Source organism: Microseira wollei NIES-4236 (assembly GCF_020521235.1).
Classification (GTDB): Bacteria; Cyanobacteriota; Cyanobacteriia; order Cyanobacteriales; family Aerosakkonemataceae; genus Microseira; species Microseira wollei.
Genome location: NZ_BLAY01000037.1, coordinates 31,427 through 50,292, shown reverse-complemented (window position 1 = coordinate 50,292; position 18,866 = coordinate 31,427). Strand labels below are relative to the sequence as shown.

Here is an 18,866-nt window from a genome sequence, read left to right as displayed (position 1 = left end):
GCAACTTACATTCTTTATTAGAATCTCACCGCAGCTTCGTAAAGATCTGGCAGGTCGTTTTCAATCAAAACTACATCGCCTTCCTTACGGTTTTCCTTGAGATAGGATAAGGCACTATCTCGATTTTCAAACTGTAGCAGTTGTTCTTCTTTTATCCCACCTTGGCGCAATCCTTCAACTAGCGCTTTGCGGTTTGTATCCCCAACAACGGCAACTAAGTCGCAAACTCCGGCTGCTTCTTTGGCTATTTTGCTGTTTTCTTCTTCTTGCAGTTCTCCTAATTCAATCATGCCGGGAGTGACTAAGATTTTGCGTCCGCCTGGAATCGCTTCTAAAACCTCTAAAGCGGCTTTAAAACCCGTGGGATTCGAGTTATAAGAATCATCCAGTAACACCCCATCGCCGTTTTTCACCAAGTTTAAGCGGTGTTTTTCCGGTTCTAGGTTATAAATTGCTGCCAAAATATACTCTGGGTCGTAACCCAAGGCGCAAGCCATTGTAAATGCGGCTAAAATATTCGACAGCATCGGTTTACCCAGCATTTTGGTAAACCCTTTGTATTCTTTCCCTTCCCAATGAACTGTAAAGTGGGTTCCCGACTCGGAAGGTTGAATATCGGTCATCCAGCAATCTAAATGGCCTTTATCTAATTCCAGACCATACAATAACGTGATGCGCTTTTTAAATTCGCCCCAGACTCGTCTCGCACCTTCGTTATCTCCGTTACAGACTAAGATGCCATCTTGAGGTACGGCTTGGGGGAGTTCGGTTTTGGATAAATAAATATTTTCCAAACTGCCAAACCGATCTAAATGCATCAATCCAATGGCAGTAATAATTCCGGCTTTGGGTGGGGTTAAATTACACAGTCGCGCCACCGAACCGCGTTTATAAGCCGCCATTTCAATTACGGCATAATGATGTTCTGGCACCAATCTTTCCCGAATTTCGCGGGTAATTCCCATCGGGGTGTTGATGCTTCCGGGAGGCCAAAACGTCGGTTCGACGCATTCTAGAATTTTCGCCAAAATCGATTTTGTGCTGGTCTTTCCGTAGCTACCGCTGATGCCGATTACGTAAGGATCGACTTTTCCCAAAATAGTTTTAGCTTCTTGCATAAAACCATCTTGGATGCGTTTTTCCCCAGGCCATAAAATACCGTTTGCTGCTATTAACCAGGCAAATGTTGTCTGGAAAAAGATTATTTGTACCAGCCAAAACCAACCTACTGCGACTGGTGTGGCGCTGTGGAAGAACCCAGCAGCAACTAGGAGAATTGCTATTGTGTAAATAACCAGCGCTACCCTGTAGATCCGCGTTACCCTTTGGGTCATTTTCAGCGTCAGCTTGCCTACTTTGCACGGATCTTCTTCCCGGAAGGCGATGATTCCCAATATCGCCGCTGCAACGATACTTATAGGCAAGGAAAGCGGTAGGTTTAACTCGGCAACTCCCAAAGTCGCCAACCCGGCTGTAATTGCTACAACGGTTCCCCTAGAGTCGAATGCTCGTTTTTCCAGCCACCAGCGGGTAAACCGATCCGGATAGTATTCTTCTTGCTGGAAATAGCGCATGTATCGCAACGAACGACGCAGGAAAAATAAGATGCTGCCGCTTGCGATCGCTATTATAGATACCCTGTCTAAATCAAACATGGCTTAACTGCTTTTCAACTGATGACTCTGTCTCCGCAATTTCTCGCAGAAACTGTTTGACATAATACGCACAAAGGTGCGATCCTTCGCCGCGAAATAGAAAGTGATCTCGTCCCGGTAGGGAAATTAATTTGCTGTTGGGGATGATTTGCTTATACCTGTGTCCCATTTCTATCGGCGTTTCCGTATCGGATTCACCCCAAATTAATAGCGTCGGTTTTTGGATGCGGGATGCTTCTTCTGTGAGGTCTTCGTTGACGGTTTTAACCAGAGTCCCCCGCAGAATGCCAGCGTTTTTGTAGTCTCGCGAACCAAAGCGATCGCTGTGCCACTGTTTCAACCTTTCTCCGTATACTGGTATCAATCCGAACACTCGCCGCAGCGTTCTGATGTATTGACTTCTGATCTGCTGGGGGAAATTTCGCTGCCGTTGCAGTCCTCCAGAATTGATTAAAACCAAACTTTTGACCCGAAAAGGATATCGACTTGCTAACCGGATGGATATTCTACCACCAAACGAATGCCCCAGCAAGTCCACCTGCTCTAATCCCTGCTCATCCATATACTGGAGAATCCGTTCTGCATACTGGATGGTATCCCAATCTTGAGGGGGCGGGGCAGATTTACCAAACCCCGGAAGGTCAATCAGGTGAACCTCTGCCTCCCTTGCCAGCAATTCCCCCAGCGGTTGTAAGGATTGTAAGGTTTGTCCCCAACCGTGGAGCAATAAAATCGGATTTCCCTTTGGACCAAACTTAATAACGTTTAAAGATTCTTTATCCATGCTCTAAATCCTTCTTATGGGGGATACCTGGGGCGACCTGCCAAGGTAAAGTAAGCGATTTTCCCCCCGTTCGATCTTGGGGGTCGCTCGTAACTTAACAGAATCTTTACCGAAAATCTAGAGTTTTTGTTGGGATCTTCACGCAGCCTAAACACACGCAGCCCTGATGCTTGTGTAATTCTGGAAGTACAGAGCCGCAGATTGTGACAAGCAATACAGGGGGTATTGCCCATCAAGGACTAGAGTTGAACTAGGAAACCTGGATGGAACCTAGCAAGTCAATCGATCCCATCAGGGATGTCAGATCGGGCAAGGTAAACTGTATAGCACTACAGTGATACCAATCACAGGTTTCTGCTATAGTGTCAAGTTAGGGTGAAGAAAATGTCCAAGTTGAAGATATGAGGGACATTTGGCATTAATTCACAGGAGGTGGCTGGGTATTATAAATCAGCCTCGTTGTATCAAGAAGTAATTAATGCGCGTCACAGGGTGCAATCAGATTAATTCGGCTGCGTTCGCGCAGCGTGCCTTTGGCATATCGCCAGCCAATTCATCATCCGCTCGGAATGATTTTGCTTGCTCAAACCCGATCAAACCCAACCGATAGAGCGATAACAGGATATGGCGCAAGTAAGTTCTTTGGTAGCGCAAGAATATACGCCCAGGTAAGGAAGAGGGAACAAAAGTGATTGCCTGGAAAGATACCTACATGCGGCAAAGCCGCCCGGAAGAACAAAAGCTGTACAAACACCTGCTCCATTGCGTGCAGGTGGAATCTCCACCTCAGCTGATCGAGCGCTTTCGCAGCTTGTTCGTTGATGGAGTAAGCTATCCCAATGCCGAAATCTTGACGGCACTCGACGAGATTGCCGACTCTAAACTAGCCGAGCAGGAATTTAAATATGTCCTGAATCGCTGCTGCCATATTCTGATCAACCGCTGGCAAATCCAACCGCAACTGCAAGCGGCTATTCCCGAATTGGTGGCTTTGTTTGAAAGTCGCCCTGCGGGTATGGGGATCTATTCTCCCCGTTATCGCTCCATCAGGCGCTTGCACGAACTCTTAAAGCTTTTCACCGAGAGCGAGCAGTATTTAACCCTACGACGGTTATCTCATGCCATCTCGGATCGCACAACAGACGGGAGTGGCGATGGCAAATCCCATTTGGGCATGTTAATTCGTCGCTATCCCTACTTGTACGAGCATTGTCTTTTAAGCGAAGACAGTACCTACGAGCATCAACAAGCTATCCGGCAAATGCAAGCCAAGGCGCAGCGGCAATTTGAAATCGATCTGAGTCAGTACGTCACTTATCAGGTGCGCCAAAGTCACCAGAGAGTGCAAAATAATGGGGTGTCGGTAAAACCATGGATCGCGCCGGTCAAAAATCCCACTTTGTTGAGCGATCGCGAACTTTTCTCTGGGATTAAGCAATATAGTGGCAAGGTAGAAGGCTCCTACACCTACCGGGATCTCGCCCAAAGTTTCCTGACTCACAGCAGCCATACGCCCTCTTTCGGCACGTTTAAGGGCGAACTGTATTCCTACCTTGTTTCCTCTATCGATCCAGCCTACGGCAAGCGTCAGTTTAATCATCGCCTATATAACCACCTGCAAAACATCCTGCCCCACAACGATTCCCAGCCATTTAACGAATTCCTGCTGCTGAGAACTTGTAGCCATTTGTTGAACTTCTTGGTGGTAGACAGTCGCCAGCAGCCTCAACACTTTGTATTTATTGACCTAATTGCCAACACCGGCATTCATTTTACAATTGGTCTTTTACTTAAAATTGTGCTAATTTGCCGCAAAGTAAAACCCTACCTGGAAAAGCGATTTTCCATCCTGTTTAACCACTACGAGGGGTGCGGCACCGATGCGGTGAAGTGGCTGATCCAATCCCTAGAAAACTTAAATGTTGCCCTCAGCATCCATTTTGGTGCTGTAGACTTGTCCTACCTCAAGCAACTCAGACAGGTCTAACTGTCAAGGGTAACCCAGTAGCCACGCCGACCCCAACCCCAAGGGCTAAAACCTCTTGGCAGATTGAATAAGTCGTCAAAATTTTGGCTATAATTCTTCAAAGTTGTCTAAAGTCAGCAAAAACTGAAGCGCCCACAGGAGAGTCTTGACAACTTTTGACCAGGATGGGTTACCTCCCAATCAACCCCTGTGGAGAGCGAGTACGTGCGGCAAGCGCGGAATTTACGCCTGTGGACAAGCAGGAGCCGACTCCCTTGGTTGAGACAGGAAGCAAACGTCGAATTAAGCGAAATACTTGATTTGAGTAAGTTTTGTCTTGCACAAAAAAGCAGCCGACTTTCTGGGTAGAAGCGGGAAGAAAGGTCTAAAGTTGTCAAACTTTGGGTAAGTCTTTTGTAACGGTAGCTTCCAGCGCCCCATAGAATGGGGTCAGGGCTTAACTAATGTGTCGTAGAGCGGAGTAGCAAGAATGACCCAAGTGGTTTTAGGTGAAAATGAAGGACTTGAATCTGCATTGCGTCGATTTAAGCGTCAAGTCTCAAGAGCCGGGATTTTGGCTGATGTCAAAAATCATCGGCACTTTGAAACCCCGCTAGAGAAACGCAAGCGCAAAGCCACCGCAGCTAGACGCAAAAAACGTATGCGCTAGAGCGTGGCTGAATTTCGCTAGTCGGTAATAGCTAATCAATTCAGATTTTTACTTTAGGGACTAAGCATGAGCCTAAAGATATTTCACCTTGACAAAAAATATAGCTGGTCTCATGCTTCGCCCCTAGTACCTACTTTGGCAGCAACGGTGCGGTTATTGTAAAGGCTCATGGCTTTTTCCACGCCTTGCTTGAGGCTAAGTTCCACCGCTTCCACCACCAGTTGAAGGATTTCTCCCATCATCTCGGTTTCCCCCGCGCTAAAACGTCCGAGAACGAAGGAAACTGTGTCTTTATCGTTTTTGGCATCTGGGGTTTGAGGTTTGCCAATGCCGATTCGCAATCTGGGGAAGTTTTGCGTACCCAAGTGAGCAATCGCTGACTTCATCCCGTTGTGTCCCCCCGCCGATCCCGACAAGCGCAACCGCATCTTCCCCAAGGGCAAATCCATATCATCGTATATCGCCAAGACAGACTCTGGTGGCAATTTATACCAATCTATCGCCGCGCGAATCGCTTGTCCCGAAAGATTCATATAGGTAAGTGGCTTGAGCAAGCGTATTTTTTGTGACCCAGGCCCCACTCCTTCCCCGAAGGTGCCTTGAAACTTGCGATTTTCCGATAAAGAAATTTGCCACCCACGCGCCAAGGCATCAACCGCAGCAAAGCCAACGTTGTGCCGCGTTTGCTCGTATTTAGATCCTGGATTTCCCAAGCCCACAATTAACTGGGGAATCACCAAAGCAGGTGCGGTATCTGCCGACTTCATACTTGATTCCTTAACCTGGTTGAGACGGGCTAGCCGTGCTATTCTCTGCCTTATTGGTCGCGACTTCCGCAGATTTCACCGGAGAGGAGGTTTTGACCGCTTGCTCTAACTGCTGAGCTTCCCGCTTAAACTCATTCTCAAACTCGCTAGATGCTTGCTGAAATCCCCGAATTGCCTTACCCAAACTGCGACCAATTTCCGGCAACTTCTTCGGGCCAAAAATTAACAGCGCTAATACTAAAATTACTGCCATCTCCGGCAGCCCAATGCCAAAAATATTCACAAAAATCCCTCCAAAAACCGCCTCAAACTATTTATAACACTTCGTTTCCCTGACTTTTCCCCCCACAGGGAAGAGTCCCCATCTTCCCTCTCCCGACAGCCCAAAAAAAACCCGGACTAGCCGGGAAAGGGGAAAATCCATCGGCGGCTGGGGCAAGGGTGGGATCTGCCCTAGCGACCAAGGCCGTTCCAGCCTACGGTAAAGTCCTGAAGCACTAGCGAGGAGTTGTAGATCTGAAGGATGATCAACAAGAACACGAAGAATAGCAGCATGAAAACAGCCATCACGGGAGTGGTTCCCCAACCAGCGGCAACCTTACCATACTCAGAGTTCAGGGGTCTGAGGACATCACCTAACCAAGTCCGTTGTGCCATAAGTGACCTAAAATGAATCTCTATCGCCATTTTGTAACGTTCCGTAATATTATAGAGGAATCGGACTCATAATTTATCCTTACATATGGAACCCGCAACAGTTCTTAACATTTCGATTGGCGCTATCCTCGTTGCTATTACTGGTTTTACGATTTATACAGCGTTTGGCCCACCAGCAAAGGAGCTGCGCGATCCGTTTGAAGATCACGAAGATTAAAGTGTTTTCTCATATTTTTCTGGCCTGCACGCAAAGGGTATAGCCACTAGATCCGGCTATACCCTTGGTTTTTGTCAAGGTGCGGAGAAACTTGCTGCGATCGCTCTTTGGGGAAGCGATCGGCGGAAGTTGTAAGCCTAGAGAGGAGTAATACTAGCGATCTTACCGCCCTGACGCTGCACTCTCTGCATATGAGGGGTCAGCTCTTCATAGGGAATAATGACGGCTTTGTTAACCCGGCGGACTTTAGGATAGCCCGGTCCACTAATTCCTGCAACTTCAACCCGGAAGAGGCGACCAGACCCGAAAGCTTTTGATCCACCAAATGCACTGAAGGAAGCATCGCCTTTCATCGCTGGTAGGAAAGCAAAGCCCCCTGCACCACCCGAAGGAGGCACTGCCACAGAAGCAGTATTACGAGCTAGATCCTTAACCAATCGAGGAGTATTGCCGATCAACTGCGCGCGATCGCTGCTGGCATAGCCCCGATAAAGTTGTAGTAGACGGGGAAATCCCACCGCTCTCTGACCAACACCTGTGGTCACAAAGTCTCGGTAGTAGGGCACAATATTTTCACCAAAGGTTACCTGATACTCTGGTGAGTTAATGTAGGAGTCAATATCCGCATCGAAGCCTTTGGATTGATACAGATTCATATGCTCTGTAATTTCCGATTGGTCATAGGGTGCCCGCCCTAACAGGTGCTTATAGTTAAGCTCAATCGTCCGGCTTTGGAAATTGTTGTAGAAGAACTTCTGCTTGTACAGCTCCGATTTAGCAACTTGACGAACAAATTCCTGCACCGTAATCTTGCGATCGCGCAGCAAAGACTCAGCAATTACAAGACGTTCAGAGGTCAGGAGATGAGGATTACCCAATACCTGCTGATAAACAGCAAGAATAACCGCTTCAATATCTCCCTGACTCGCTTTGGGACGCAGTTCCACCGGAGCGGCATCACTAAACGGCGACGTTCCCAGGCGAGATGCTGCTGTTGTTATAGCCACCTGAAATTCTCCTTCAATATTGTTAATGGAATGGCTAAAAATGGGTGGGTTTGAGCGACAAAGAGTAACCTGTAACCAGTAAGAACTTGCTGGTATTACCGATTGCAGATTACCCTTTATACCCTACAAATCTAGACAGAGGTAACACTAATCACCTTACGACCAGCACGACTTAACTGTTGCAGCTTATTCGTCAATTGGTCGTAGGAAACAAGTATTTCAGTCGTACACTGCCGCACTACAGGTGAATTGGGGGATGCAGATTGTAGCACCCGCAGTCGGTAGACATCCCCACGCGGTCCACCCAAACCACCAGAGAGCGCACCGGGAGAAGGAGCAGCGATCGGGGTTGCCAAATTTCTGGCTACTTCCCAGGTTAACCGGGGTTGTTTTTGACCCTGTGCCCGATCGCTGTTGGCATAGCCGCGATAGAGGTGTAACGAACGGCTAAAGCCGATCGCTCTTTGTCCGGGGCGATCGACTTTAAAATCTCGATAGTAGGGAACAATGTTATCCCCAAAATTGCTGTCATATTCTACTGAGCTGAGGTAAGAGTCAATCTCAGCTTCGTACCCCTTGGACACGAACAGATCTAAATGATAGGAAATCTCAGTTTGATCGTAGGGTGCTCGTCCCAGCAGGTGCTTATAGTTCAACTCGATAAAGCGCACGTGGAAGTTCGGGTACAAAAACTTCTGGCGATAGAGTTCTGACTGTGCGATCGCTCGGACAAACTCTCGCACCGAGATCGCGCCCCGCACCAAAAGTGACTCAGAACTCACTAACCGCTCGCTCTGCATCAGGTACTCATTCCCCAGCACCTGCCGATAGGCTGCCGAAATTACAGCTTGGACATCATCTTGAGTCCAATTGGGTCGCAATTCAACGGGTTCTGTTTCTTCAAAGGGTTTAATCCCTAATCTTCCTGCCTCTTGCAAGCCAGCCATGTTTGTTTTCCCCTTACAATTGATTGGTAAACAAGTTTTTTCACGAATTTTTAACTTTACTGCTGATAAAAGTTGCCCGGAGCGATAAACAAAGCCATCTTCTCAATAAATCTGCTTATCGTTCCGGGCAAAACACGCAACTAGAGTGCCTTGATAATGTGGTCGATGTAGGAGTTGACCTCAAGTGCAGGGTCACCTGTTAAACCATGATTAGCCTTGATGTACTTGAGTGCTTCAGCATACCAACTGGGAACCAATTCAAAGCTGCTGTGCATTTCAGCCAAACCTGCCAACAGGTATTCATCAGCAGGGCCAGTACCACCTGCAATCAGGCAGTATTGAATCATCCGAATATAATAGCCGATGTCCCGCAAGCACTTGGCTTTACCGCGAGCATCAGAGGCATAGTTTTTGCCTTGCATGGTGGTGGTATAGGGGAACTTTTGGTAGACTGCATTAGCCGCACCTTCAGCCAATTGTGTAGCTTTAGAACCCAGAGCCTTTGCTGCTTCTAGGTCGGCGGCAGCTAAACGCAGACGACCAAATGCAACTTGAAGTTCGACGTTGCCTAAGTAACGACCTTGAGAATCAGCAGCTGCAACTGCTTCAGTTAATTGTGTTTTCATCGCAATGATATCTTCCCTAGTGTTTGAGAAAGTTTTAACTGGACAAAGTTTTAGGTACAAAAAGCTTTAGCTGGAACTTATCCTTGGCAAAATAACAGACAGTTGAAAATTCTGCCTTAAGCTTGCGTGTGAACCTACGGACTGTTAGCTGACAGCAGCAGCAGCGCGATCAAAGTAGCTAGCTAATTCAGCCATCAAAGCGCTACAGTCACCAGGAGTAATACCATTTCTATCACTGGCGATCGCGATGGCAGCGTCCTTCATTTTGGCGATGCTGGTTGCCATCGAAGCGGTAGGAACGCCCAAAGCCAAATAGGTTTCACGCAGGCCATTCAAGCAGCGATCGTCTAGAACGCTAGCATCTCCCAAAAACACTGCATAGGTGACATAGCGCAGGATGATGTCCATGTCACGCAGACAGGCAGAAACTCGACGGTTGGTGTAAGCATTTCCACCAGGAGCAATCAACTGGGGCTGCTCTTCAAACAATGCACGAGCTGCATTGGTGACAATCGTGGAAGAGTTACTGGTAATGCGGTTTACAACGTCGGTACGCTTCGCACCATCCTTAACCATAGCCAACAGAGCATCAATTTGAGTATTGCTCACTAACTGACCCTGGTTATCCGCTTGAGCAACAACCTTAGTAAAGGCGTCTAACATCGATCCAATCTCCTAAATTTTGCTCGATTTAGTAAACTTTTGTTTCAAAACTGAGAGCTTCAGTTCCTCAAGTTCTGTTTATACAATGCATTGTAAATCATTTATGTTACAAAATGTTAAGACCGGCTCTGCTGTTACAAGAGCCGATTCAGCCGTCACTTCAGACTCCATTGAGTCATCGACTTCAAGGTTAAGCTCTGTAACGTTTTATCTAAGGAATGCAGATTCGAGATCCCTCGCCTTTATATAATCGGGACACCTTAATTAATCTTTTGTAGTATTGGGAGTTTTTGTAAACGTGGCTATTCCTTTGTTAGCTTATGCTCCTTCGTGTCCAAACCAGCGTGTAGATGCGCTGGGTGCTAGAGATGACGAAGCGATCGTATGGTCAAGCGACGATCAGTTTTCGCCCACAGACATGGGAAATCTGATTAATGCGGCCTATCGCCAGATCTTTTTCCATGCCTTTAAGTGGGATCGCGAGATTGTCCTGGAATCTCAACTTCGCAACAGACAGATTACGGTTCGTGACTTCATCCGTGGTTTGCTGCTATCTAATACCTTCATTGACAGCTTCTACAACAAAAACAGTAACTATCGCTTTGTTGAACACTGTGTCCAAAAGGTTTTGGGACGCCGAGTTTACAGCAATGCTGAGAAGATTGCCTGGTCGGCAGTGGTGATGACCAAGGGAGTCAAGGGGTTTGTTGATGACCTCCTCAACAGCGACGAATACATCGAAAACTTTGGTGAAAATACCGTTCCCTATCAGCGCCGTCGGATTTTGCCCAGTCGTGCTATTGGTGAAACTCCCTTTAACATTACCTCTCCTCGGTACGATGCCTACTACCGCGATCAATTGGGCTTTCCCCAACCGATCTGGCAAGAGGCTGTCCGCAATTTCCGCTCCTACGACAGACAACCAAAGACTGGCGATCCCAGCTTGTTTCTCAACATGGCAAAAAGCATCAGCCCCAAAGCCGCCAAGCCAGATCTCACTTCTATCTACAACATTGATATTTACAAGACAGTCCCGTATCGCCGTAGTTAAGTGACCAGCGTTAAGTGGCAGCCATTGATTCCTTTGCTCAGTTCAATGCGGTTCTGAAAGGCTTCTTTGAATTGGGGCATGTGGGTCACAGCTAAAATACAGGCAAAAATCGGGGGCGATCGCATCTGCACGAAGCATGAGCGATCGCCACCAATCAATTTGACTACATGAGTCCAGGTTTTGGGGTCATATGACCCCAAAACTCTCTGCACCAAGGCTTTTGAGCAACGGAAGTTACACCGCAGCGGGCAACTTCCGACTCAGCGAGCGATCGCTTTTGTCTTTGCGGGTGCAGGGTCAGACCCCAGACAAACACCCCATTAAAATCTTCAGGACTTACCCACGACGATCCTATCACCTTTGTTTCTACCGATTTTTCATAGAAACCCCGTTTCTTTGCGTCAGTCCCGATCTTTAATCCCATAGCTGGTGTATATCACAATTGGCAACCCTACAAAGAGTTAATTTAACCATATAATTTTATCCTTCTTTTTTCAAATTATATAGAAATAAATCTATCATTTTTGGGCACAGCCTTATCATTGTATCAGTTTGTTTCAAACATACAAAAATTGGGGGAGTTTTTGTCTTAATTTGTTACTATTTTTGATTTTAACACTTGCAATACATGATGCATGATTGCAATTTAATACTATAGATATACTTTGATAAAAAAATATAAATGTAAAGTCAAAATGCTAGGAGCTTCAGACAATAAGGAATAAAATGCACTTGGCAGCCAAAATTGAATATTCTTGCTCAGAAATCGACAAAAAGGAGAGAGAAGCAGATGGAAAACCTAGCTTATCTACACTGTGCTTCGGCTTATGATGAAGCTCCGCCGATCGAGTTGGTTCCAGGGGAAGATCTCGAACCCTTATTTAACGAGCTGAATTGGAACAAATTTTCTAGCAAAGCCTTGGTTGGTTTGATGCCTTTTGCTGTTGTCGTGGGTTTGTTGGGAACTCCTCAACAAGCACAGGCAGGTTACCACTGCGGACATGTTGTGTCAGTTTCGTGCAAATACAAAACTGTTAGCTACCACAAGAAGGTGGTATATCACGCGAAATACATCCCAGTAGTCTATAAGAAAGTGGTGTACAAGCCGAAATACATCACGGTAGTCCATCGGAAGGTGATACCCGCTTACAAATATGTGAAGGTAGTCCATCCGGTCGTGATCCACAAGGCCAAACTGGTTAAAACATACTATCCCATCGTCATCCGCAAGCCGAAGTATTACGCTTACAAAACGGTAAGCTATAAAGGCTGTTGCAAGCATGTAGTTATCCACAAGTCGAAGTGTTTCTACAAGAAGGTAATCTATCGGCCTGCGTATCACTACAAACACTACTCCTTCGTAGTCCATAGGGCGAAATTCATCAAGGTGTACCATCCGATAGTGGTTCACAAGGTGAAACACATCACCGTATTTCATCCTGTAGTGTTCCACAAGGTGAAATATATTAAAGTGTTGCATCCGGTAGTGTTCTACAAACCGAAGTATCACTATTACCACGTGGTACATCGGCCTTCGCCTTGCAAACGCTATAAGTTAGTCCATCGGCCCAAGTATTACTCGCATTACTACGACGGGTAGGCGTCGCTAACCATGGGGGCTGAAGTTGTTCAATCTGGAGTACAGATTCCACTTAGATGCGAAAACTGATAATCTGAGTCAGAAATCCACAAAAAGGAGAGAGAGGAATGGAAAACCTCGCCTACCTACATTGTGCTTCAGCTTACGACGAGGCTCCCTCCATAGAGTCAACGCCTGCCGAAGACGCCCAGCCGTTATTCAACGGGCTGAACTGGAAACAACTCTCAGGTAAAGTCTGTCTTGCCTTATTGCCCGTCGCCATTGTTTTGGGTATGGTAGTTAGCCCGGAACAGGCACAGGCAGGAGGTTGCTATACCTACAGCTACAGACCTTGCCAGGTTCACCATCGGGTAATCCGCAGGCCAAAGTATTACGTCAAGCACTACCCAGTCGTGATTCATCGGCCTGTTTATCGCTACAAATATTACCCGGTGTATAAATATTACCCGGTGGTGATCCGCAGGCCGAAATTTGTCCACGTCACCTATCCCGTTGTCATACCCAGGCCAAGGTATTTTTACAAAGATGTCCCGGTGGTGATAACGAGGCCGAAGTGTTACAAACATCGTGTGGTACATCGCCCTGCCTGTTTTGACGATTGGGATGGCGGATGTGGCAAATCCTTCGCTCCGGTGGGATTTCACCCGACCCCTGCCGTTGATTACGACGATGGTGAATTTGCGGTATACAAAGGCGGGTGCGCCGGTGAATCCTGTTCGGGTTGAGGTTTTTCAGTAGACCTGTTGCAAAAGCTGTAGTAGCACGGCAACCTGGAGATATGGGGTTGTTTAACAAAATTACTCATGTTCCCTAGGATAAACGGCATTTTTGTCAGAACAGGATTGGTCGGAAAAGAGGATGGTTTTATATCATGTCCCTTGGCAACGGTTGTGTAACTGCTAATAGCTAATCGCTAATGGCTAAATAAAAAAGAAACAGTCAATAATTACTGAGCAGCTCTTTTGGCAATTGACAATTAGCAATTAGCAATTAGCAATTACCAATTAGCTATCCATACACTACCGATGCCTAAGGACATGATATTAGACCAAAATCATGGGTGTTTTATTCCCGCTCTTGGGCGGGTTTTTTTTGGCACTGAAAGCTGACGATTTGCCAAGGGGAAATTTGGCTGGTTTTAGGGTCGGGGATGGGAAGCGCGCGCTCTAACAAATCTACCATCTGCGCGATCGCTAACCCCCCATTTCCCCCCAAAGATAAATCGGCTGCTGCTCCATGACATTCATAACACCGCAAAATCCATTGTTGCGGGTTATCTTCCGACTGCTTCAACGCCATCAATATTAAATTTTGCGCCCCTAAATCTAAAAAGCAACCTACGGGTGGTAAAGATGCCTCTTTCCCTTCGCGACCCGGTGGCATTACCCTTACCTGAAGCGGTTGGTTTAATTCATACCCCCGTCGCACGGTATGGGCAGACTGCCAACTATTGCCGTGAGGATATATGGCATAGGTAAATTCATGATACCCCCGGTCTGCTTCTGGGTCAGGCCAACTGGGACTCCTTAATAGTGTTAATCGCAATTGATTCGGTTTGCTGTCGTAGCCGTATTTGCAATCGTTTAGCAAGCTGACGCCGTATTTGTCAGTTGTTAAATCTGCCCAACCTATGGCGGGTACTTCCCATTTCGCTTTTTCTCTCAGTTCTCGCTGGCAAGTTGCATTATCTTCCTCTCCCATCTCCGCGTCCCCGCGTCGGGGCGTCCCCGCGTCCTCTTCCTTTGCGTCTGCCTTTTGAGGTTGAGTTGGGCGACTTATCGCACCGCAGGCGATTTCATAAGTTGCGGATTCGGCTTCTAAGTTTAAAGGAAAAGCTGCTTTTACCAATACTCCCCGTTCTTGCCAATCTACCTTTGTGGCAATTTTTAAGACGGGGGAACCAGTTTGCAAGATGTAATCTTGACAAAACTGCGATTGTCCTATCTGTCTTACCACCCGCAGTCGTTGCTCTATTGGCCCATAGTCTATCCACTCAATTGATTTTAGTTCGGCTGGGGGTAACGGGTGTTGTTCGTAGTTGGGGTCGATGTTCCACGCATCCCAATATTGACCGCTATCTTTAAACGCTTGCAGTTGATTCCCTCCTGTTTTGTCGAGGATTTCCCGCTGGTGGATTTTGTCGAAGCTGCTGGATAAATTCCCCGTTTCTGGGTCTACGGTTACCCGCAGAAATTCGTTTTCTAAATTCCAATTTTTTGTTGCAATTTCATTTTTTTGTGCTATACTATATTCATAATGGGAAAGGTGCGCCCATATAGGCTCTGATTCGGAAGGGAAATTAATCGAATTGGGGATATGAGAGTTTTGGGGACATAACCAGAAGAGGCGATAGCCAACAGAGGGAATATCGGGGGCAATAAAGAGTAGTGCGGATGGGTTGGTAGTGAGGACTGCCGTCCTTAATTGGGTGACTAAAGGTTGTCCCTGATGGTCGAAAACTTGCCAAAGATCCCCCCCTGCCCCCCCTTGACAAGGGGGGGAGTATGGTAGGGGAATGGCGACTTGTGACCAAATGGGATCCGCCCCTGCCCCCCCTGGAGAAGGGGGGGAGTCTGGTAGGGGGGTGGGGGCGACTTGTGACCAAATGGGATCCGCCCCTGCCCCCCCTGGAGAAGGGGGGGAGTCTGGTAGGGGAATGGCGACGACTTCGGATCTTTGCCAGTTTAGGGGATTAAAAATGATGATGGGTAAGGCGTCTGGATGTGGGGGTGGGGGTAGGGAGATTTGGGTGGCGATCTGATCCAAAGACGCTGCTAATATCTGCGTAGCGACTTGTTCGACTTCCTGCCAAACTTGGTTAGCTTCTACAAATACTTGAGTAATCGAAGTTCCGGGTAAAATATCGTGGAATTGGTTAAACAATGCCTTCTTCCAGGCATCTTCTAATTCAGCTTTGGGATAAGTAGCGCCAGCGGCTATAGTAGCGAGAGATGAGAACAATTCGGCTTGGTAGAGTAAGCCAGAGCAGCGACGATTCCAACGCTTTTGATCTGCATGGGTAGTATAGCAACCGCGATGGAATTCTAGATAAAGTTCATCTTGCCAAATTGGTAATGGGTGATTGGTAATGGGTAATTGGTAATGGGATGGATTTTTATCGCTGACGGGGGGCGGGTTTAGATCGACGGTAGATGATGGGATAGATGGTTGGTGTAACCCGCCCCTACATAACTGACTCAAATAATTAGCAGCGGTTGTGAATTGGAGTTGGGGGAAGAAGGGAGATTTTTGCCAACGTTGGGCTATTTCTAGCATATCGCGAGTGGGGCCGCCGCCGTGGTCGCCGACGCCGGGAAGCCAAAGAACATCGGGTAATTTGGTTTTTAGTTGCCAATCAACGGCGTAGGATGCCATTTTAATTGGGTCGATACTTTCACCGATGAGGGCGGACATTAAACTAAATATTTGAGTGCCGTCGGGGGATTGCCACCAGAAGGCACCGTAGGGAAATTTAGTAGTATCGTTCCAGGCTAGTTTTTGGGTGACAAAGTATTCAATTCCCCCTTGTTTGAGAAATTGGGGCAAGGTGGCGCAGAAACCAAAAGTATCGGGAACCCAGGCGACAGTACTGAGTTGATTAAATTTGGCTTGGACGTAGCGCTGACCGTAGAGAATTTGGCGGACAATTGATTCGCCGTCGATCAGATTTAAATCTGGTTCGATCCACATTCCCCCGACAATTTCCCATTGTCCAGATTTGACTTTGTTTTGGATGGTTGCAAATAAATCGGGGCGATGTTCTTCGAGCCAAGCGTAGAGGGCGGGGGTGGAATGGCAGAATATTAAATCGGGGAAATCTTTTTGCAGATTTAGGACTGATTCAAACGTACGTTGGGCGGCTTTCCAAGTTTCTGCAACAGGCCATAACCAAGCCATGTCGAGGTGGGCGTGTCCGAGTAAGTATATTTTGGATTGGATGCGATCGCCAGTATTTGGTAGGCAAGAAAAGCCTTCCTTGTCTTCCTTATCTTCCCGTTCTTCCTTATCCCATAATCCGGCGACTGGTTTTGAAGATTGGAGAGTTTGGCGGAGGGTGGTAAGCGATCGATCAAACAATTCCCTATCCTCCAACACTTGCCAATCTATTTGGGAGATAGCTGCTGCCAGGATATCGAGATGTTTTGGATTAAAGGCTGCTAAATAACGCTGCAATACGTCTAATTCATCGGCAATAAAACCGGGTTCGAGGCGGTCTGGAGTGGTAGATTCATAAATACAAACAGAACGCATCAACGCACCATCGCAATGACTCGGACTGACGAGGCGCAACGCGACGATAATTTCTTCCCCTGGGGTGACGGATTCGCTCAACAGTACCCGCGTGAAATAATCTAATAAATCCCCAGATTGTACAAAAGTACCATTGATAAAAATCTGAACATCTTCCGCCCACCAAGTCAATGCCAGCCGCAAGCATAAATTAGTTAAAGGATATTCTTGTAAAGCATAGGGAATAACCAATTGTTGAGCTAGCCATAAAACTTGACAACCCCCAGACCAAGCGATGTGGCCTTTGGGATTAAGCTGGACTAGCGACCAGTTCAAAAAGTTGCTTGGGGTGATCTCCTCGACGGGTAAGTCAGCAGGACAGTATCGCCAACTTGCTAAGGTATCAACTTGAGTTAGCTGGCGCAGTCTGGCGATGGATGCGGAAATTTGGTTGGTGGCAGAAGATGTCACGGGATGGTTCATCTTTTCGGTACAATCAGGTGAGAAATCTTTATTTCAGGATGCGGCGGGGAAAATAAACCGCGTCCTTCAGACTAGATATATGCCTACTAAATTCCCAGGTCGCTATCAAAGCAGGTTGTTCAGTTATCTTAACCGGCAGTATATCCGGTGGAGCGATCGCCGCGAGCGCGCGATTCGACACGGACAAGTTGCTACGACCTGGGGAGTGCAGGTAATACTTTACCCCGTTTTCATGCTGTTTCAATCCGCCCAACTCGCAGGAAGGCGCTTGCAGCAATTCTTGGGACTCTCTAATTCACCCCCGCCACCCCAACTACCACCCTCGGATATGCCAGTGAGGCGAGTGCTAGAGGTGGCTGAATCATTTTACCTGCCTGCTGCCCAAGCAAACAAGGCAGCTTTGACAGAAAATGCCAAACCGATCTCTTTCCAGGTTAAAGGAAGCAAAAACCCATCCCCGATTACTGGCATTGCTACGCAGCAAGAACAGCGCCATCTAGTATTGGTTAATGACGAAAATGAAATTTTGGATATTTTAACTCCAGAACAGCAACAACAACTCAACGAGAAAATTATTTTTGAAGTTGAAAGCTACTTGCACCAGCGCGACTCAATCGACCAAGTCGAGGAAACATCCAGCATTACTTTAGCGCCACCGGAAGCACCAGCCAATATTGCACCGGGAGGACTATTGCAGAATGCGATCAATTGGGTAAAAACTGGCCCGGTGGCGACGGTTGTTAATTTATTCCAGTCAGAAAACCAGCAACTGAATCAATTTGAAAATAGGCGGCAACAGTTAAAAGCTAAAAGTGAGGAATTAAAACACCGACACGAGGAATTAACCCACAAAATTCATCTGAAGTCAGATGAAAGTAAACCCGATTGGATTTCTAGCATAGACAGAGCGATCGCTCAAATAGAAACCGGCAAAATTACCCAGTCGGTTGTCCATAGCGCCCAAAAATTACTGCACCAGGTAAAAACGAGATTGCTGAATCCTCAAACAGCGGTTTCAGAAGATATAGAAGACCCTTGGTTGACAACAAACGACCTCTTTGGCAAACCACAGCCAAATAATAACCGAATACCAGCCCAGAAAAACCAGGCTTCCGCAGTTGCTCTCCCGCCTTCTACACCAACGGATATCCCTGGGGTCAATAGCATCCAAAACCTGATTAAGCGTCACCTCCAACCCAAACAAGCACTTGCAGTAAGACCTCAACAACAGTCAGATTTAGCGGTGCATCAAAAATCACCCAAGGAAATAACAAAAGTTCCCGACAGCGTCTCGTCTTTAAATACTACTTCTACCTCTCAAAAATCTGTAGCATCCACCCGCAAAGTCCCTGCAAATCCAGAAACCGAATGGATAGAAACCGAAGCGAAACCAGTCGGTTACGTCAAACACCCATTAGAGCAAATCTTAGAATGGCTAGATCGGGTAATGGTTTGGCTAGAAGATCTATTAATAAAAGCTTGGGAATGGTTAGAGCAACAAATTAATAATATTAATAATAAAAAATGACCCGTGAAATCTTCT

The 18,866-nt window shown here is 46.9% G+C and carries 18 protein-coding genes; 7 read left to right on the top strand and 11 right to left on the bottom strand.

Features of this window, described 5'->3' with window-relative positions; translation table 11 throughout:
• Positions 1 to 17: 17 nt before the first annotated feature.
• Together MiSe_RS14200 and MiSe_RS14195 are read right to left on the bottom strand one after the other, a co-directional pair.
• Entirely contained in the window at positions 18 to 1,655 is a 1,638-nt protein-coding gene (locus MiSe_RS14200) for a Mur ligase family protein (protein ID WP_226580427.1), read from the bottom strand.
• Positions 1,648 to 2,439, bottom strand: a complete 792-nt coding sequence (locus MiSe_RS14195) for an alpha/beta fold hydrolase (RefSeq protein WP_226580424.1) — start codon at positions 2,437 to 2,439, stop codon at positions 1,648 to 1,650. Before MiSe_RS14195 ends, MiSe_RS14200 begins: the two co-directional genes overlap by 8 nt.
• Before the next feature lie 688 nt (positions 2,440 to 3,127).
• On the opposite strand from MiSe_RS14195, the gene MiSe_RS14190 reads away from it, so the two are divergent.
• A complete protein-coding gene (locus MiSe_RS14190) occupies positions 3,128 to 4,426 on the top strand; it encodes a Sll1247 family protein (protein ID WP_373872792.1) in 1,299 nt (432 codons plus the stop codon).
• Positions 4,427 to 4,895: 469 nt separating this feature from the next.
• Positions 4,896 to 5,075 (top strand): 30S ribosomal protein S21, encoded by a 180-nt coding sequence (gene rpsU, locus MiSe_RS14185; protein WP_190471310.1) that lies wholly within the window; start codon positions 4,896 to 4,898, stop codon positions 5,073 to 5,075.
• A 110-nt stretch (positions 5,076 to 5,185) separates the two neighbouring features.
• Here rpsU and pth read toward each other — a convergent pair whose 3' ends face one another.
• From pth to psbH, 3 genes are all read right to left on the bottom strand, one after another.
• A complete protein-coding gene (gene pth, locus MiSe_RS14180; protein WP_226580421.1) occupies positions 5,186 to 5,842 on the bottom strand; it encodes an aminoacyl-tRNA hydrolase in 657 nt (218 codons plus the stop codon).
• A 10-nt stretch (positions 5,843 to 5,852) separates the two neighbouring features.
• A complete protein-coding gene (locus MiSe_RS14175) occupies positions 5,853 to 6,125 on the bottom strand; it encodes a TatA/E family twin arginine-targeting protein translocase (RefSeq protein ID WP_226580418.1) in 273 nt (90 codons plus the stop codon).
• 170 nt (positions 6,126 to 6,295) lie between these two features.
• Positions 6,296 to 6,499, bottom strand: a complete 204-nt coding sequence (psbH, locus tag MiSe_RS14170; protein WP_226580415.1) for a photosystem II reaction center phosphoprotein PsbH — start codon at positions 6,497 to 6,499, stop codon at positions 6,296 to 6,298.
• An 85-nt stretch (positions 6,500 to 6,584) separates the two neighbouring features.
• Here psbH and psbN point away from each other — a divergent pair, with 85 nt between their 5' ends.
• The gene (gene psbN, locus MiSe_RS14165) at positions 6,585 to 6,716 is read left to right on the top strand and encodes a photosystem II reaction center protein PsbN (RefSeq protein WP_226580412.1); all 132 of its coding nucleotides are present in this window, start codon (positions 6,585 to 6,587) and stop codon (positions 6,714 to 6,716) included.
• Between the two features lie 137 nt (positions 6,717 to 6,853).
• Here the strand turns inward: psbN and MiSe_RS14160 are convergent, their stop codons facing one another.
• From MiSe_RS14160 to cpcB, 4 genes are all read right to left on the bottom strand, one after another.
• Entirely contained in the window at positions 6,854 to 7,723 is an 870-nt protein-coding gene (locus MiSe_RS14160; protein WP_226580407.1) for a phycobilisome linker polypeptide, read from the bottom strand.
• Positions 7,724 to 7,854: 131 nt separating this feature from the next.
• A complete protein-coding gene (locus MiSe_RS14155) occupies positions 7,855 to 8,670 on the bottom strand; it encodes a phycobilisome rod-core linker polypeptide (RefSeq protein WP_226580403.1) in 816 nt (271 codons plus the stop codon).
• A gap of 140 nt (positions 8,671 to 8,810) precedes the next feature.
• Positions 8,811 to 9,296 carry a bilin-binding protein gene (locus tag MiSe_RS14150; RefSeq protein ID WP_226580401.1) on the bottom strand — a complete coding sequence of 162 codons (486 nt, stop codon included), beginning with the start codon at positions 9,294 to 9,296 and terminating at the stop codon, positions 8,811 to 8,813.
• Positions 9,297 to 9,440: 144 nt separating this feature from the next.
• Positions 9,441 to 9,959, bottom strand: a complete 519-nt coding sequence (gene cpcB / locus MiSe_RS14145; protein ID WP_226580398.1) for a C-phycocyanin subunit beta — start codon at positions 9,957 to 9,959, stop codon at positions 9,441 to 9,443.
• 298 nt (positions 9,960 to 10,257) lie between these two features.
• Here cpcB and MiSe_RS14140 point away from each other — a divergent pair, with 298 nt between their 5' ends.
• Positions 10,258 to 11,010, top strand: coding sequence for a phycobilisome rod-core linker polypeptide (locus tag MiSe_RS14140; RefSeq protein WP_226580395.1), 753 nt, complete (start codon positions 10,258 to 10,260; stop codon positions 11,008 to 11,010).
• Between the two features lie 163 nt (positions 11,011 to 11,173).
• Here MiSe_RS14140 and MiSe_RS14135 read toward each other — a convergent pair whose 3' ends face one another.
• Positions 11,174 to 11,434, bottom strand: coding sequence for a hypothetical protein (locus MiSe_RS14135; protein WP_226580393.1), 261 nt, complete (start codon positions 11,432 to 11,434; stop codon positions 11,174 to 11,176).
• A gap of 366 nt (positions 11,435 to 11,800) precedes the next feature.
• On the opposite strand from MiSe_RS14135, the gene MiSe_RS14130 reads away from it, so the two are divergent.
• Entirely contained in the window at positions 11,801 to 12,610 is an 810-nt protein-coding gene (locus MiSe_RS14130) for a hypothetical protein (protein WP_226580390.1), read from the top strand.
• A gap of 107 nt (positions 12,611 to 12,717) precedes the next feature.
• Positions 12,718 to 13,335, top strand: a complete 618-nt coding sequence (locus MiSe_RS14125; RefSeq protein WP_226580387.1) for a hypothetical protein — start codon at positions 12,718 to 12,720, stop codon at positions 13,333 to 13,335.
• Between the two features lie 340 nt (positions 13,336 to 13,675).
• Here MiSe_RS14125 and MiSe_RS14120 read toward each other — a convergent pair whose 3' ends face one another.
• Complete coding sequence (locus tag MiSe_RS14120) at positions 13,676 to 17,323, bottom strand: alpha-mannosidase (protein ID WP_226580384.1); 3,648 nt, start codon at positions 17,321 to 17,323, stop codon at positions 13,676 to 13,678.
• Between MiSe_RS14120 and MiSe_RS14115 the strand changes: the two genes are divergently transcribed.
• Positions 17,274 to 18,851 carry a hypothetical protein gene (locus MiSe_RS14115; RefSeq protein ID WP_226580381.1) on the top strand — a complete coding sequence of 526 codons (1,578 nt, stop codon included), beginning with the start codon at positions 17,274 to 17,276 and terminating at the stop codon, positions 18,849 to 18,851. The two genes, MiSe_RS14120 and MiSe_RS14115, sit on opposite strands and share 50 nt — an antisense overlap.
• Positions 18,852 to 18,866: the final 15 nt, after the last annotated feature.

Coding starts and splice junctions, on each gene's coding strand:
- MiSe_RS14150 (WP_226580401.1), bottom strand. CDS start 9,296: ATGAAAACACAATTAACTGAAGCAGTTGCAGCTGCTGATTCTCAAGGT.
- MiSe_RS14130 (WP_226580390.1), top strand. CDS start 11,801: ATGGAAAACCTAGCTTATCTACACTGTGCTTCGGCTTATGATGAAGCT.
- psbH (WP_226580415.1), bottom strand. CDS start 6,499: ATGGCACAACGGACTTGGTTAGGTGATGTCCTCAGACCCCTGAACTCT.
- rpsU (WP_190471310.1), top strand. CDS start 4,896: ATGACCCAAGTGGTTTTAGGTGAAAATGAAGGACTTGAATCTGCATTG.
- MiSe_RS14125 (WP_226580387.1), top strand. CDS start 12,718: ATGGAAAACCTCGCCTACCTACATTGTGCTTCAGCTTACGACGAGGCT.
- MiSe_RS14200 (WP_226580427.1), bottom strand. CDS start 1,655: ATGTTTGATTTAGACAGGGTATCTATAATAGCGATCGCAAGCGGCAGC.
- MiSe_RS14195 (WP_226580424.1), bottom strand. CDS start 2,439: ATGGATAAAGAATCTTTAAACGTTATTAAGTTTGGTCCAAAGGGAAAT.
- MiSe_RS14115 (WP_226580381.1), top strand. CDS start 17,274: ATGGATGCGGAAATTTGGTTGGTGGCAGAAGATGTCACGGGATGGTTC.
- pth (WP_226580421.1), bottom strand. CDS start 5,842: ATGAAGTCGGCAGATACCGCACCTGCTTTGGTGATTCCCCAGTTAATT.
- MiSe_RS14135 (WP_226580393.1), bottom strand. CDS start 11,434: ATGGGATTAAAGATCGGGACTGACGCAAAGAAACGGGGTTTCTATGAA.
- MiSe_RS14155 (WP_226580403.1), bottom strand. CDS start 8,670: ATGGCTGGCTTGCAAGAGGCAGGAAGATTAGGGATTAAACCCTTTGAA.
- cpcB (WP_226580398.1), bottom strand. CDS start 9,959: ATGTTAGACGCCTTTACTAAGGTTGTTGCTCAAGCGGATAACCAGGGT.
- MiSe_RS14120 (WP_226580384.1), bottom strand. CDS start 17,323: ATGAACCATCCCGTGACATCTTCTGCCACCAACCAAATTTCCGCATCC.
- psbN (WP_226580412.1), top strand. CDS start 6,585: ATGGAACCCGCAACAGTTCTTAACATTTCGATTGGCGCTATCCTCGTT.